Annotated in this window: 12 protein-coding genes; 10 read left to right on the top strand and 2 right to left on the bottom strand. The window is 62.9% G+C overall.

What is annotated here, in order from left to right; genetic code table 11:
• Positions 1 to 36: 36 nt before the first annotated feature.
• Genes spoT through LQ215_RS19590 form a run of 3 tightly spaced genes read left to right on the top strand, consistent with a single transcriptional unit; the run spans position 37 to position 3,355 of the window.
• Positions 37 to 2,142: a bifunctional GTP diphosphokinase/guanosine-3',5'-bis pyrophosphate 3'-pyrophosphohydrolase gene (gene spoT / locus LQ215_RS19600; protein ID WP_053126562.1), complete on the top strand. Its 2,106-nt coding sequence runs from the start codon at positions 37 to 39 to the stop codon at positions 2,140 to 2,142.
• 36 nt (positions 2,143 to 2,178) lie between these two features.
• Positions 2,179 to 2,559, top strand: a complete 381-nt coding sequence (locus LQ215_RS19595) for a RidA family protein (RefSeq protein WP_014340863.1) — start codon at positions 2,179 to 2,181, stop codon at positions 2,557 to 2,559.
• Between the two features lie 55 nt (positions 2,560 to 2,614).
• Positions 2,615 to 3,355 (top strand): hypothetical protein, encoded by a 741-nt coding sequence (locus LQ215_RS19590; protein ID WP_230152171.1) that lies wholly within the window; start codon positions 2,615 to 2,617, stop codon positions 3,353 to 3,355.
• A gap of 140 nt (positions 3,356 to 3,495) precedes the next feature.
• Here the strand turns inward: LQ215_RS19590 and LQ215_RS19585 are convergent, their stop codons facing one another.
• Positions 3,496 to 4,353 carry an SDR family oxidoreductase gene (locus LQ215_RS19585; RefSeq protein WP_230152169.1) on the bottom strand — a complete coding sequence of 286 codons (858 nt, stop codon included), beginning with the start codon at positions 4,351 to 4,353 and terminating at the stop codon, positions 3,496 to 3,498.
• 188 nt (positions 4,354 to 4,541) lie between these two features.
• On the opposite strand from LQ215_RS19585, the gene exbB reads away from it, so the two are divergent.
• From exbB to LQ215_RS19555, 6 genes are all read left to right on the top strand, one after another.
• Complete coding sequence (gene exbB, locus LQ215_RS19580; protein ID WP_230152168.1) at positions 4,542 to 5,525, top strand: tonB-system energizer ExbB; 984 nt, start codon at positions 4,542 to 4,544, stop codon at positions 5,523 to 5,525.
• Positions 5,526 to 5,531: 6 nt separating this feature from the next.
• Positions 5,532 to 5,960: a TonB system transport protein ExbD gene (exbD, locus tag LQ215_RS19575; protein WP_003206888.1), complete on the top strand. Its 429-nt coding sequence runs from the start codon at positions 5,532 to 5,534 to the stop codon at positions 5,958 to 5,960.
• On the top strand, positions 5,957 to 6,712 hold the full coding sequence (locus LQ215_RS19570; RefSeq protein WP_230152167.1) for an energy transducer TonB: 756 nt from the start codon (positions 5,957 to 5,959) through the stop codon (positions 6,710 to 6,712). Before exbD ends, LQ215_RS19570 begins: the two co-directional genes overlap by 4 nt.
• A 272-nt stretch (positions 6,713 to 6,984) precedes the next feature.
• Positions 6,985 to 7,905 carry a hydrogen peroxide-inducible genes activator gene (locus LQ215_RS19565; protein WP_230152166.1) on the top strand — a complete coding sequence of 307 codons (921 nt, stop codon included), beginning with the start codon at positions 6,985 to 6,987 and terminating at the stop codon, positions 7,903 to 7,905.
• 9 nt (positions 7,906 to 7,914) lie between these two features.
• Entirely contained in the window at positions 7,915 to 9,990 is a 2,076-nt protein-coding gene (recG, locus tag LQ215_RS19560; RefSeq protein ID WP_230152165.1) for an ATP-dependent DNA helicase RecG, read from the top strand.
• 79 nt (positions 9,991 to 10,069) lie between these two features.
• Positions 10,070 to 11,470: an aminoacyl-tRNA deacylase and HDOD domain-containing protein gene (locus tag LQ215_RS19555; RefSeq protein ID WP_230152164.1), complete on the top strand. Its 1,401-nt coding sequence runs from the start codon at positions 10,070 to 10,072 to the stop codon at positions 11,468 to 11,470.
• A gap of 171 nt (positions 11,471 to 11,641) precedes the next feature.
• Here the strand turns inward: LQ215_RS19555 and LQ215_RS19550 are convergent, their stop codons facing one another.
• The gene (locus LQ215_RS19550) at positions 11,642 to 12,019 is read right to left on the bottom strand and encodes a helicase (protein ID WP_230152163.1); all 378 of its coding nucleotides are present in this window, start codon (positions 12,017 to 12,019) and stop codon (positions 11,642 to 11,644) included.
• 535 nt (positions 12,020 to 12,554) lie between these two features.
• Here LQ215_RS19550 and LQ215_RS19545 point away from each other — a divergent pair.
• Positions 12,555 to 12,938, top strand: a complete 384-nt coding sequence (locus LQ215_RS19545) for a DUF6124 family protein (RefSeq protein WP_230152162.1) — start codon at positions 12,555 to 12,557, stop codon at positions 12,936 to 12,938.
• The last annotated feature ends 618 nt before the right edge of the window (positions 12,939 to 13,556 follow it).

The raw sequence follows: 13,556 nt of genomic DNA, 5'->3' as shown, positions 1-13,556 counted from the left end.
CACGGCGCGGGGTCACAGCAAACGGCAGGAGTCATCATGCCGAGCATAGACGCCCTCGCCGATCGCTTATCGGCCTACCTCGGCACGGACCAGGTCAACCTGGTCCGCCGAGCCTATTTCTACGCCGAACAAGCCCACGACGGCCAACGCCGCCGCAGCGGCGAGGCGTACGTCACGCATCCCCTTGCGGTGGCGAATATTCTTGCCGACATGCACATGGACCATCAGAGCCTGATGGCGGCGATGCTGCATGACGTGATCGAAGACACCGGCATTGCCAAGGAAGCGCTGCAAGCGCAGTTCGGCGAAACCGTGGCCGAACTGGTCGACGGGGTCAGCAAGCTGACCCAGATGAACTTCGAGACCAAGGCCGAGGCCCAGGCCGAAAACTTCCAGAAAATGGCCATGGCCATGGCCCGCGACATCCGCGTGATCCTGGTCAAGCTCGCCGACCGCCTGCACAACATGCGCACCCTGGAAGTGCTGTCCGGCGAAAAACGCCGACGCATCGCCAAGGAAACCCTGGAAATCTACGCCCCCATCGCCAATCGCCTGGGCATGCACGCGATCCGCATCGAGTTCGAAGACCTCGGCTTCAAGGCCATGCACCCGATGCGTTCGGCGCGGATCAACCAGGCCGTCAAGCGCGCCCGGGGCAACCGCAAGGAAATCGTCAACAAGATCGAAGAGTCCCTGAGCCACTGCCTGGCCATCGACGGCATCGAAGGCGAAGTCAGCGGGCGGCAGAAACACCTCTACGGCATCTACAAGAAAATGCGCGGCAAGCGTCGGGCCTTCAACGAGATCATGGACGTCTATGCGTTCCGGATCATCGTCGACAAGGTCGACACCTGCTACCGCGTACTGGGCGCTGTACATAATTTGTACAAACCGTTGCCGGGGCGGTTCAAGGATTACATCGCGATCCCCAAGGCCAACGGCTATCAGTCGCTGCACACCACGCTGTTCGGCATGCACGGCGTACCCATCGAAATCCAGATCCGCACCCGCGAAATGGAAGAGATGGCCAACAACGGCATCGCCGCCCATTGGCTGTACAAATCCAGCGGTGACGAGCAGCCCAAGAGTACCCACGCCCGCGCCCGGCAATGGGTCAAGGGTGTGCTGGAAATGCAACAGCGTGCCGGCAACTCCTTGGAATTCATCGAGAGCGTGAAGATCGACCTGTTCCCGGACGAGGTCTACGTCTTCACGCCCAAGGGCCGGATCATGGAGCTGCCCAAAGGCTCCACGGCCGTGGACTTTGCCTATGCGGTGCACACCGACGTCGGCAACAGCTGCATCGCGTGCCGGATCAACCGCCGCCTGGCACCGTTGTCCGAACCACTGCAAAGCGGTTCCACGGTGGAAATCGTCAGTGCCCCGGGCGCACGGCCCAACCCGGCGTGGCTCAATTTCGTGGTCACCGGCAAGGCCCGCACCCATATCCGTCACGCCTTGAAACTGCAACGCCGCTCCGAATCCATCAGCCTCGGCGAACGCTTGTTGAACAAGGTGCTGAACGGTTTCGACAGCTCGCTGGACAAGATCCCGGGCGAGCGCGTGCAGGTGATGCTCCACGAATACCGCCTCGAATTGATCGAAGACCTGCTCGAAGACATCGGCCTGGGCAATCGCATGGCCTACGTCGTCGCCCGTCGCCTGCTCGGCGAAGGCGAACAGTTGCCAAGCCCCGAAGGCCCGCTGGCGATTCGCGGCACCGAGGGCCTGGTGCTCAGTTATGCCAAGTGTTGCACGCCGATCCCGGGCGACCCGATTGTCGGCCATTTGTCCGCCGGCAAAGGGATGGTCGTGCACCTGGACAACTGCCGCAACATCAGCGAAATCCGGCATAACCCGGAAAAATGCATCCAGCTCTCCTGGGCCAAGGATGTCACCGGCGAATTCAACGTCGAGCTGCGGGTCGAGCTGGAACACCAGCGCGGCCTGATCGCCCTGCTGGCCAGCAGCGTCAATGCCGCCGACGGCAATATCGAAAAAATCAGCATGGACGAGCGCGATGGCCGCATCAGCGTCGTCCAATTGGTGGTCAGCGTGCACGACCGTGTGCACCTGGCCCGCGTGATCAAGAAACTGCGCGCCCTGACCGGCGTTATCCGCATCACCCGCATGCGCGCATAGCGCCTCAATAGCCCTATTCCTTACAAGGAGTCATCAATGACCAAGACCGTTATCACCAGCGACAAAGCCCCAGCCGCCATCGGCACCTATTCCCAGGCGATCAAGGCCGGCAACACCGTGTACATGTCGGGCCAGATCCCACTGGACCCGAAAACCATGGAGCTGGTGGAAGGCTTCGAAGCCCAGACCGTGCAGGTGTTCGAAAACCTCAAGGCCGTGGCCGAGGCCGCCGGTGGTTCGTTCAAGGACATCGTCAAGCTGAACATCTTCCTCACCGACCTGAGCCACTTCGCCAAGGTCAACGAGATCATGGGCAAGTACTTCGACCAGCCTTACCCTGCCCGCGCCGCCATCGGCGTGGCCGCCCTGCCAAAGGGCGCTCAGGTTGAGATGGATGCCATCCTGGTCATCGAGTAATAAGGCCGGCGCAGCCTCCCCCGCTGCGCCGTTTTCGTCTTGAAAGGATTCCACCATGCGCAAAGCGCTTGCTCTCTCGCTGGCAGCCCTGCTTCTGGGCGGCTGCGCCAGCGACCCTGCCGACCGTGACATTAGCGGCACTTGGATCAACCAGGCAGCCATCGACGCTGCCGCCAAGGGCGGCCCGCTTCGCGAAGCGCTGCAGGGCTATGGCCCGAATCTGGAATGGGACGTCAACACCCGAGCCGGCCAGGCGCGCTACACCAACGGTTTTGAAAACGTCGAAGGCAAATTGCTGGGCGAAGAAGACGGCGCCTGGAAAGTTGATTTCTACGGCAGCTCCGCCAGCGAACTCAAGCGCGATGGCGACCAGTTGAGCCAGGCCGCCACCGAGAACGAACCGCAGCAGATGTTCGACCGCGCGCAAGTCCAGGTCCCGGAAGGCGCGCCCATCGGCGCCAGTTTCGAGCGTGCGCTGTATGCCGCCTATCTGGGCGGCACCTGGAACATAGCCAGCGGTCCCGGCCAGGGCGCCACCGTGCAATTCCAGCCCGACGGCCAGGTCAGCGGGCTGCCGGGTGCCGATCGCTACGCCTTGTGCCTGGCGGGCGATTGCGCCTCCATGAGCGGTGGCAACGACAACATCTGGTTGCAACAGAACGGCCAGGGCAACACCTGGATCTTTGCCCGCGACGGCAAGAAACTGGAAATTTTCCAGACCGTGAATGCGGCGCTGGCGGATGAAATGCCTTCGTTCACGCCGGGTGATCGCAAGTGGGTGCTGGAAAAGCAGTAATGCGATCCAGGTGACAACAAAAATCCCCTGTGGGAGCGAGCTTGCTCGCGATAGCGGTGTAACAGTCAATCTTGATGTTGAATGTTATGGCCTCATCGCGAGCAAGCCCGCTCCCACAGTTGGTTTTGGGGTGGCTGTAGTCAGCAGCGCCCTTCCAGAATCGCCGCATACCCCTCGCGAAAACTCGGATACCGTGGCGTCCATCCCAGGGCTTTTGCCCGGGCATTGCTGCAGCGCTTGCTGCCGGCGCGACGCACACTGGCGTCTTCGGCCCATTCGGTCACGCCCATGTATTCGCGCAACCAGCCCACCACCTCGGCCAGCGGCGCAGGGGCGTCGTCGACGCCGATGTAGCAATCGTCCACCACCTGACCCTGGCGATCGGCCTCCAACAGGAACGCCAGCAAGCCGGCCGCGTCATCAGCGTGGATGCGATTGGCGTAGAGCGGGGGGTCGATCACGACGCGATAGCCTTGGCGCACCTGGCTCAGCAACCATTCCCGACCCGGGCCGTAGATGCCGGTCAGGCGCACGCGGCTGGCCGGGATGCCGCTGTCCAGGGCCACTTGCTCGGCTTCGAGCATTAGCCGTCCGGAATACCCGCCGGCCACGGTGGGCGAGGTTTCATCCACCCATTCGCCCTGCTGTTGCCCATAAACGCTGCTGCTGGACACAAAAAACAGACGCTTGGGCCGCTGGCCATGCTGCTTCAACCAGCTCAACACATGCTGCAACCCCTCGACATAAGCCGTGCGATAACCCGCTTCGTCATGGTCGGTGGCCGCGGCGCTGTACACCAGATAATCCAGCGACCCGGTGGGCCAGTCGGCGGGACATTGCTCGCTGAACAGATCCCCCGCCACCCCGATGACGCCTGTCGGCAGGTTCGAAACCGTGCGTCGCAGCCCATGGACTTGCCAATGTTCGGCCACTAACTGGCTGGCCAGGCGGCCGCCGATATCACCGCAACCGGCGATCAAAACAGAAGGCGCGGACATCAAGAACTCCTCTGGCAAAGCCGCAGACTAGCCTCCGTGGGGGACGAGCGGCTAGCCATGTGAGAAAAAAAGTTACTGTATTACTTTTGTTAACAAGAATTACTTGCAATAATGCCCGCCACTTTTGTTCTCGGCCCACGAGGCCTGGAAGAACATCAAACCTTCTTTTCCTCTCAGGTCCGGCCAGCATGAAACGTTCTCTAGCCCCCGCTTCGCCAACCAATCGACCTCGTGCCTGGAGCACGGTAGCCGCCCTGCTGTTCAGCCTGCTGCTGGCACCTGCCGCCGTGTTCGCCGATGCACAAACGCCCGCCACGCCCCCTGCTACAACCCCGGCCACCGCACCGGCTGCGGCCCAGGCACCGGCCGACCCGGCCGCTCCCGTTGCGACGCCCGCCGCCACCGACCCAGCCCAAGCCGTCGAGGCCGTCGCACCTGAAGTGCTCGAAGCCGACAACTCCCTGGGCATGGCCCACGACCTGTCGCCATGGGGCATGTACAAGAACGCTGACATCATCGTCAAAATCGTGATGATTGGCCTGGCCATCGCCTCGATCATCACCTGGACCATCTGGATTGCCAAAGGCTTCGAGCTGCTGGGCGCCAAGCGTCGCTTGCGCGGTGAAATCGCCGCCCTGAAAAAAGCCACCACCCTCAAGGAAGCCAGCGCCACTGCCGCGAAGGCAGGCACTCTTGCCAACCTGTTGGTGCATGACGCACTCGAAGAGATGCGCCTGTCGGCCAACAGCCGCGAGAAAGAAGGCATCAAGGAACGCGTGAGCTTCCGCCTCGAGCGCCTGGTCGCCGCCTGCGGTCGCAACATGAGCAGCGGCACCGGCGTGCTCGCCACCATCGGCTCTACCGCGCCGTTCGTCGGCCTGTTCGGCACCGTGTGGGGCATCATGAACAGCTTCATCGGCATCGCCAAGACCCAGACCACCAACCTCGCCGTCGTTGCACCCGGCATCGCCGAAGCCCTGCTGGCAACGGCACTGGGCCTGGTCGCGGCGATCCCGGCCGTGGTGATCTACAACGTCTTCGCCCGCTCCATTGCCGGCTACAAGGCCCAGGTCTCCGACGCTTCGGCCGAAGTCCTGCTGCTGGTCAGCCGCGACCTCGACCACCTGCCGCCCGAGCGTGGCTCGCAACCGCACATGGTGAAAGTGGGGTAATCGGCCATGGGCCTGCATTTGAAAGAAGGCGCAGACGACGATCTGGCCGAGAACCACGAAATCAACGTCACGCCGTTCATCGACGTGATGCTGGTGCTGTTGATCATCTTCATGGTGGCCGCCCCGCTCGCCACCGTGGACATCAAGGTGGACCTGCCGGCGTCGACGGCCAAGCCCTCGCCACGGCCGGAGAAACCGGTGTTCCTCAGCGTCAAGGCCGACCAGCGCCTGTTCCTGGGTGAAGACGAGGTCAAGGCCGAAACCCTCGGCGCGACCCTCGACGCCAAGACCCAAGGCAAGAAAGACACGACGATCTTCTTCCAGGCCGACAAAGGCGTGGACTACGGCGACCTGATGAGCGTGATGGACGCACTGCGGGGCGCTGGCTACCTGAAGGTCGGCCTGGTCGGACTCGAGACGGCGCCCAAGAAATGATCACGACGCGCCAAAAGCTGACGCGATACAGCGCTAGCCTGGTGGTGGTGCTGGGCGTGCATGCGCTCGCCATCGCCCTGGCGTTGAACTGGACATCGCGCCCGCCCATCGAATTGCCTCCCCAGGCGATGATGGTCGAGCTGGCGCCGGTGCCCGCCCCGCCGCCACCGGCACCGCCGAAAGTCGTCACACCGCCGCAACCGCCCGAGCCGGTCGAAGAATTGCCGCTGCCCAAGCTTGCCGAAGCGCCGAAGCCGGAGATTTCCGTGCCCAAGCCGGTCAAGCCCAAGCCAAAGCCGCAACCGCCCAAGCCCAAGCCGGTGGAGAAGAAGCCCGAGCCGCCGAAGGAACAGCCGTCGGAGCAGAAGCCCAGCGACACCCCGCCGACCCAGTCAGTGGCCGAGAAGTCCGCACAACCGGCGCCCGGCCCGTCGCCTGCGCAATCGGCTGCCAAGGCCAATTGGCAAGGCACACTGCTGGCGCACTTGGGCAAGTACAAGGACTACCCGGTCAGGGCCCGGCAGATGAACAAGGAAGGCACCAACCGCCTGCGCTTCGTGGTGGATGCCGAAGGCAACGTGTTGTCATTCGAACTGGTGGGCAGCTCCGGCACGGACTCCCTGGACCGGGCCACCCTGGAAATGATCCGCAAAGCCCAACCGCTGCCCAAGCCGCCGGCGGAGCTGCTGACCAACGGCACCATCGAACTGACGGCACCGTTTGTGTACTCCATCGACAAGCGCCGGCGCTGACCCAAATTTGCAAGCCCCTGTAACAGGGGCTTCTTATTTTGTGGCGAGGGGATTTATCCCCGTTGGGGCGTGCAGCGGCCCCAAAAAAGCTACTGATACATCTTTCTTGATTGCCACATTGCTGGAGCTTTGGGGGTGCTTCGCACCCCAGCGGGGATAAATCCTCTCGCCACAGAGACATTGGACAGTGTCACACCGCACCCCCAGTCTGATAACGTGCGTCTATCGATTGCAGCCGGTATGCTTGGCTCGCAACTTCACGGACGCTCGCCATGACCCTCACAGAATTACGCTACATCGTGACCCTCGCCCAAGAGCAGCATTTCGGCCATGCGGCCGAGCGTTGCCACGTCAGCCAGCCGACGCTGTCGGTGGGCGTGAAAAAGCTTGAAGACGAACTCGGTGTGCTGATTTTCGAGCGCAGCAAAAGCGCCGTGCGCCTGACCCCGGTGGGCGAAGGCATCGTCGCCCAGGCACAAAAGGTCCTGGAGCAGGCCCAGGGCATTCGCGAACTGGCCCAGGCCGGCAAGAACCAGCTGACCGCCCCGCTGAAAGTCGGCGCGATCTACACCGTCGGCCCGTACCTGTTCCCGCACCTGATTCCGCAACTGCACCGGGTCGCCCCGCAGATGCCGTTGTACATCGAAGAAAACTTCACCCATGTGCTGCGCGACAAGCTGCGCAACGGCGAGCTGGACGCGATCATCATCGCCCTGCCGTTCAACGAAGCCGACGTCCTGACCCTGCCGCTCTACGACGAACCGTTCTACGTCCTGATGCCGGCCCAGCACCCCTGGACCCAGAAAAAAACCATCGACGCCGCCCTGCTCAACGACAAGAGCCTGCTGTTGCTTGGCGAAGGCCACTGCTTCCGCGACCAAGTGCTCGAAGCCTGCCCGACCCTGACCAAGGGCAGCGAGGGCGCCAAGCACACCACGGTGGAGTCCAGCTCCCTGGAAACCATCCGCCACATGGTCGCCTCGGGCCTGGGCATTTCGATCCTGCCGCTGTCGGCGGTGGACAGCCATCATTACGCCCCCGGCGTGATCGAAGTCCGCCCACTGACGCCGCCCGTGCCGTTCCGCACCGTTGCCATCGCCTGGCGCGCCAGTTTCCCGCGGCCCAAGGCCATCGAGATCCTCGCCGACTCGATCCGTCTGTGCTCCGTGGCCAGGCCGCCCGCTGGCAAGTAAGCCACGGCCATGACTGAGCTGTCGAAAGTGCCGGTCACGACACTCAAGGGTGTTGGTGAAGCCATGGCCGAGAAACTGGCCAAGGTCGGCCTGGAAAACCTCCAGGACGTGCTGTTCCACCTGCCCCTGCGTTACCAGGACCGCACCCGTGTGGTGCCCATCGGCCATCTGCGCCCGGGACAGGATGCGGTGATCGAAGGCACCGTCAGCGGCGCCGACGTGGTCATGGGCCGTCGGCGCAGCCTGGTGGTGCGCCTGCAGGACGGCACTGGCGGGCTCAGCCTGCGCTTCTATCATTTCAGCAATGCACAAAAGGAAGGCCTAAAGCGTGGCACCCGCGTGCGCTGCTACGGCGAGGCACGGCCCGGGGCTTCGGGGCTGGAGATCTATCACCCGGAATACCGCGCCATCACCGGCGACGAACCGCCACCCGTGGATGAGACCCTGACCCCGGTCTATCCACTCACCGAAGGCCTGACCCAACAACGCCTGCGCCAGCTCTGCCAGCAAACCCTGACCCTGCTCGGCCCCAGCAGCCTGCCCGACTGGCTGCCCACGGAACTGGCCCGGGATTACCACCTGGCGCCCCTGGCCGATGCGATCCGCTACTTGCACCATCCGCCCGCCGATGCCGATGTCGACGAACTCGCCCTTGGCCATCACTGGGCCCAGCATCGCCTGGCGTTCGAAGAACTGCTGACGCATCAGTTGTCCCAGCAACGCCTGCGCGAAAGCCTGCGTTCCCTGCGCGCCCCGGCCATGCCCAAGGCCAAGGACCTGCCGGCCCGCTACCTGGCCAACCTCGGTTTCACCCCCACCGGCGCGCAGCAACGGGTCGGCAACGAAATCGCCTACGACCTGAGCCAGCCCGAGCCGATGCTGCGGCTGATCCAGGGTGATGTCGGCGCCGGCAAGACCGTGGTCGCCGCCCTCGCCGCCCTGCAGGCCTTGGAAGCGGGTTATCAAGTGGCATTGATGGCGCCCACCGAGATCCTCGCCGAACAACATTTCATCACCTTCCAGCGCTGGCTCGAACCGTTGGGCATCGAAGTCGCCTGGCTGGCCGGCAAGCTCAAGGGTAAGAACCGCGCCGCCGCCCTGGCACAGATCGCCGAAGGCGCGCCCATGGTGGTCGGCACCCATGCGCTGTTCCAGGACGAAGTGCAATTCAAGAACCTGGCCCTGGTGATCATCGACGAACAGCACCGCTTCGGCGTGCAACAGCGCCTGGCCCTGAGGCAGAAAGGCGTCGGTGGGCGGATGTGCCCTCATCAATTGATCATGACCGCCACGCCGATCCCGCGGACCCTGGCGATGAGCGCCTACGCCGACCTCGACACCTCGATCCTCGACGAACTGCCGCCCGGCCGTACGCCGGTCAACACCGTGCTGGTCACCGACACTCGACGGGTGGAAGTGATCGAGCGCGTGCGCAGCGCCTGTGCCGAAGGGCGCCAGGCTTATTGGGTGTGCACGCTGATCGAAGAGTCGGAAGAACTGACCTGCCAGGCGGCCGAAACCACCTATGAAGACCTCACCGCCGCCCTCGGCGAGTTGAAGGTCGGGCTGATCCACGGCCGCATGAAGCCCGCCGAGAAAGCCGCCGTCATGGCTGAATTCAAGGCCGGCGCCCTGCAACTTCTGGTTGCCACCACGGTGATCGAGGTCGGCGTCGACGTGCCCAATGCCAGCCTGATGATCATCGAAAACCCCGAGCGCCTGGGCCTGGCGCAGCTGCACCAGTTGCGCGGCCGCGTCGGTCGGGGCAGCGCCGCCAGCCATTGCGTCTTGCTCTATCACCCACCGCTGTCGCAGATCGGGCGCCAGCGGCTGGGGATCATGCGCGAAACCAACGACGGTTTCGTCATCGCCGAAAAAGACCTCGAATTACGCGGCCCCGGTGAAATGCTCGGCACGCGCCAGACCGGTCTGCTTCAATTCAAGGTAGCCGACCTGATGCGCGACGCCGACCTGCTCCCCGCCGTACGCGATGCCGCCCAGGCGCTGCTGGAGCGCTGGCCCGAGCACGTCAGCCCGCTACTGGATCGCTGGCTGCGGCACGGGCAGCAATACGGCCAAGTGTGAGCACGTGCTCAGTTTTCCGGACGCGCGTACCGGACAAGCTGGTTATACTGACCAACTTGTAGGAAAACGGATACAGACCATGACAGAAGCTGCCCTCGTCCCCGAATCACCGCACGCTCCGTCTGTTATTCGGCTGTTGCTCGAGAAATTGGGCATCGGCTTTGACGAAGTGCTCGAACACCCCGGCCTGAACCCTGCCCGCAAAGTACAGGCGGTGTTGCTGCACGATGCCGTTGGCGCGCTGATGGTACTGTTTCCGCAAAGCCAACTGCTGGACCTCAACCGCCTGGCTGAGCTCACCGGTCGCAAACTCACGGCAGTGCCGACCGAACGCCTGGAACGCATGCTCGGCAAACACAGCCTGAGCCTGCTGCCCGGCCTGCCGGCGCTGACCAGCTCGCCGTGCCTGTACGAAGAAAGCCTGCTGCGCGAACCGAAGTTGCTGATCAACTCCGGCGAACCGGGGCTGCTGCTGGAAGTCACCAGCGAAGCGTTCAAGACCATGCTCACCAAGGCCAGCGCCGCGACGTTCGGCGAGCCCCTGAGCAACATCACCCCCAACCTGGACCGCCCGGACGACGACCGCAAGGAAATCACCCTGGCCGTGCAGGCATTCACCGCCCGGCGTATCCAGCAACGGCTGGAAGAAACCATCGAGATCCCGCCGCTGGCTGAAACCGCGCAAAAAATCATCAAGCTGCGGGTCGACCCGGACGCGACCATCGATGACATCACCGGCGTGGTGGAAACCGACCCGGCCCTGGCCGCGCAAGTGGTGAGCTGGGCGGCATCGCCCTACTACGCCTCACCGGGCAAGATTCGTTCGGTGGAAGATGCCATCGTGCGGGTCCTGGGCTTCGACCTGGTGATCAACCTGGCGCTGGGCCTGGCGCTGGGCAAGACCCTGAGCCTGCCCAAGGATCACCCGCAACACACCACGCCGTACTGGCACCAGTCGATCTACACCGCCGCCGTCATCGAAGGCCTGACCCGCGCCATGCCGCGCGCCCAGCGACCCGAAGGCGGCCTGACCTACCTCTCTGGCCTGCTGCACAACTTCGGTTACCTGCTGCTGGCCCACGTGTTCCCGCCGCACTTCTCGCTGATCTGCCGGCATCTGGAGGTCAACCCGCACCTGTGCCACAGCTACGTGGAACAGCACCTGCTGGGCATCAGCCGCGAGCAGATCGGCGCCTGGCTGATGCGCTACTGGGACATGCCCGACGAACTGGCCACCGCCCTGCGCTTCCAGCACGACCCGCACTACGACGGCGAATACGCCGCCTACCCGAACCTGGTGTGCCTGGCCGTGCGCCTGCTGCGCTCGCGCGGTATCGGCTCCGGCCCGGACGAGGAAATTCCCGATGCGTTGCTCGAACGCGTAGGCCTGTCTCGGGACAAGGTCAACGACGTAGTCAGCAAAGTGCTCGAGGCTGAAGTGCTGCTGAGGGAGCTGGCGTCGCAGTTCGGCCACGGCTGAAAACGGCTCTGTGTCAGGCGGACGAGCTCCTGTGGCGAGGGAGCTTGCTCCCGCTCGGCTGCGCAGCAGACGCAAAACCTGCCGACGCGATCCGCCTGGAGGACCGCGTCAATCCATTTGGGGCCGCTTCGCAGCCCAGCGGGAGCAAGCTCCCTCGCCACAGGGGAATCACTAGGCTTTCGGTTTCCTCGGCCTCAGGTATTTGGTCAGCCCCTGGAACCAGATCACCAGCGCCGGGTTGCCCTTGATCTGGATCGACTTGTCCTGAATCCCCGTCATGAACGCCAGTTGCTTGTTCTTGGCCTGCATCGTGGCAAAGCCATAGGCGGCGTCCTTGAAGGCAATGGCGAACGCAGGCTCCGGGTAAGTGCCGGACTGGCTAGTGATGCGCTGGTTTTTCACGGTGAAATGCCGGGCGACCTTGCCGTCCAGGGTTTGCAGCTGGAACACCAATTCCTTGTCGCCCAACTGCTGCTGGAACGCAGGATTGGTCCGACTGGCCTTGCCCATCAACAACCCCAGCATCCACAGCAGAAAACGAAATTTCATGGGCACAACCTCGTGATGAAAGATGATTGGCTGGCAGTTTAGCGATTCTTCGGCGTAACGCCATCATCGGATCGGTTTAGCGGAAGATCAGCTTGTTTTCGCGAAAGATGACTGCCAAGTCACGAAACCAAAAATCAAAAAATCGCAGCCTTCGGCAGCTCCTACATCGATTTCCGTAGGAGCTGCCGAAGGCTGCGATCTTTTGATCTTTTTGCTCTCCTGTTCCTCGGAGATTTCCTTCAAAACGCCGGGCTGTTCATGAACTAGGCAGGGCTTTCGAGCGCCGCTAACCTCTGTTCGTCATCGCAAAAAACGGTGACACGGACGTGCAAGTCCGGTACATATCGGCGCGCGAACTGCCACACCAATCGGCTCATGCTCATATTGGTGCGTTTATGGCGGCTGCGCGCGGGAGACTCTCGAGGTCTGCCGGGGTCCGATATGCCCGGTCTTGCACACCCGCGCGTAGCTGCCACCTCTTTCGGTGCAACGAAAGGTGTCAGCTTCCAATCAATTACATATCGGGTAATTAATCATGTTCAAAGCAACTCCGAATCCTCCGCAAAGCGGCCACAAATCCCGCGTCGAAATGCAGGAAGAAAAAAAGCTCGATGACGCCGCCACCCGCGCCCTCGACTACTACCTCAACCCCAAGCCCGCCTCACCGCCCGAACCCGACAGCACCCAGCTGTTCATCGTCGCCCCCCACATCGACACCGAAACCCTGCTGGCCAACGCCTCCGAAGACCTGCTCTCCATCAGCACCATCGCCGCCGACCTGGCTGATGACGTGGATGACTCACGCCGCTGTGCCGCCCTGGCGATCAGTCGTATGGCCGACGGGGTGCAATTGTTGGTTGAGCGGGCGTTGGATCGTTTGGAAACCAAGGAGATGGCGGCGCCTGGGGCCAAGGGGTAGCGCTTGCATTGATGCAAGCTGAGCCGACGCCATCGCGAGCAAGCTCGCTCCCACAGGGTTCTGTGTCGAACCGAATCCCAAGTTCAACACCATTCCACTGTGGGAGCGGGGTACGGCCGGAGAGCCAGGTCGGCTGTTAGGCCGCCTCGCGAGCAAGCTTTGCTCCCACAGGTCCTGCTCAAACAAGTCTGATGGGTATGTGGCCGCAAGAACCAGGTCGGCTGTCAGGCCGCCTCGCGAGCAAGCTTTGCTCCCACAGGTCCTGCTCAAACAGAGCTGATGGGTGTACGACCTCAAGAGCCAGGTCGGCTGTTAGGCCGCCTCGCGGTGGACGTTGATCTCGGCGCCCCGTTAAGCCTTTTTTGCTTACTTTTTTTGGCGTCTGAAAAAAAGTGAGCCGCCGTAAGGGCGGAACCCTAAGTCGTCGTTACCGCAGCAACGGATATGTACTCAATCAACAGAATCCTGGCCGGCCATAAAGCCGCCATCGCGAGCAGGCTCGCTCCCACAGGGATCGGGGGCAGGCGCGGATATTTCAGCCAACACAAAACAACTGTGGGAGCGAGCTTGCTCGCGATGGCGGGGTGTCAGTCGACATGAATGCCAACTGAACCGACG

The sequence above is a fragment of the Pseudomonas brassicacearum genome (assembly GCF_918698105.1).
GTDB classification, from domain to species: Bacteria; Pseudomonadota; Gammaproteobacteria; order Pseudomonadales; family Pseudomonadaceae; genus Aquipseudomonas; species Aquipseudomonas brassicacearum_F.
The sequence above is the reverse complement of the archived record's forward strand: the minus strand, read 5'-3'. Positions and strand labels throughout refer to the sequence as shown.

What these genes read in the sequence shown, in the direction of transcription:
- spoT (WP_053126562.1), top strand. Translation starts at nt 37, where the DNA reads ATGCCGAGCATAGACGCCCTCGCCGATCGCTTATCGGCCTACCTCGGC.
- LQ215_RS19595 (WP_014340863.1), top strand. Translation starts at nt 2,179, where the DNA reads ATGACCAAGACCGTTATCACCAGCGACAAAGCCCCAGCCGCCATCGGC.
- LQ215_RS19590 (WP_230152171.1), top strand. Translation starts at nt 2,615, where the DNA reads ATGCGCAAAGCGCTTGCTCTCTCGCTGGCAGCCCTGCTTCTGGGCGGC.
- LQ215_RS19585 (WP_230152169.1), bottom strand. Translation starts at nt 4,353, where the DNA reads ATGTCCGCGCCTTCTGTTTTGATCGCCGGTTGCGGTGATATCGGCGGC.
- exbB (WP_230152168.1), top strand. Translation starts at nt 4,542, where the DNA reads ATGAAACGTTCTCTAGCCCCCGCTTCGCCAACCAATCGACCTCGTGCC.
- exbD (WP_003206888.1), top strand. Translation starts at nt 5,532, where the DNA reads ATGGGCCTGCATTTGAAAGAAGGCGCAGACGACGATCTGGCCGAGAAC.
- LQ215_RS19570 (WP_230152167.1), top strand. Translation starts at nt 5,957, where the DNA reads ATGATCACGACGCGCCAAAAGCTGACGCGATACAGCGCTAGCCTGGTG.
- LQ215_RS19565 (WP_230152166.1), top strand. Translation starts at nt 6,985, where the DNA reads ATGACCCTCACAGAATTACGCTACATCGTGACCCTCGCCCAAGAGCAG.
- recG (WP_230152165.1), top strand. Translation starts at nt 7,915, where the DNA reads ATGACTGAGCTGTCGAAAGTGCCGGTCACGACACTCAAGGGTGTTGGT.
- LQ215_RS19555 (WP_230152164.1), top strand. Translation starts at nt 10,070, where the DNA reads ATGACAGAAGCTGCCCTCGTCCCCGAATCACCGCACGCTCCGTCTGTT.
- LQ215_RS19550 (WP_230152163.1), bottom strand. Translation starts at nt 12,019, where the DNA reads ATGAAATTTCGTTTTCTGCTGTGGATGCTGGGGTTGTTGATGGGCAAG.
- LQ215_RS19545 (WP_230152162.1), top strand. Translation starts at nt 12,555, where the DNA reads ATGTTCAAAGCAACTCCGAATCCTCCGCAAAGCGGCCACAAATCCCGC.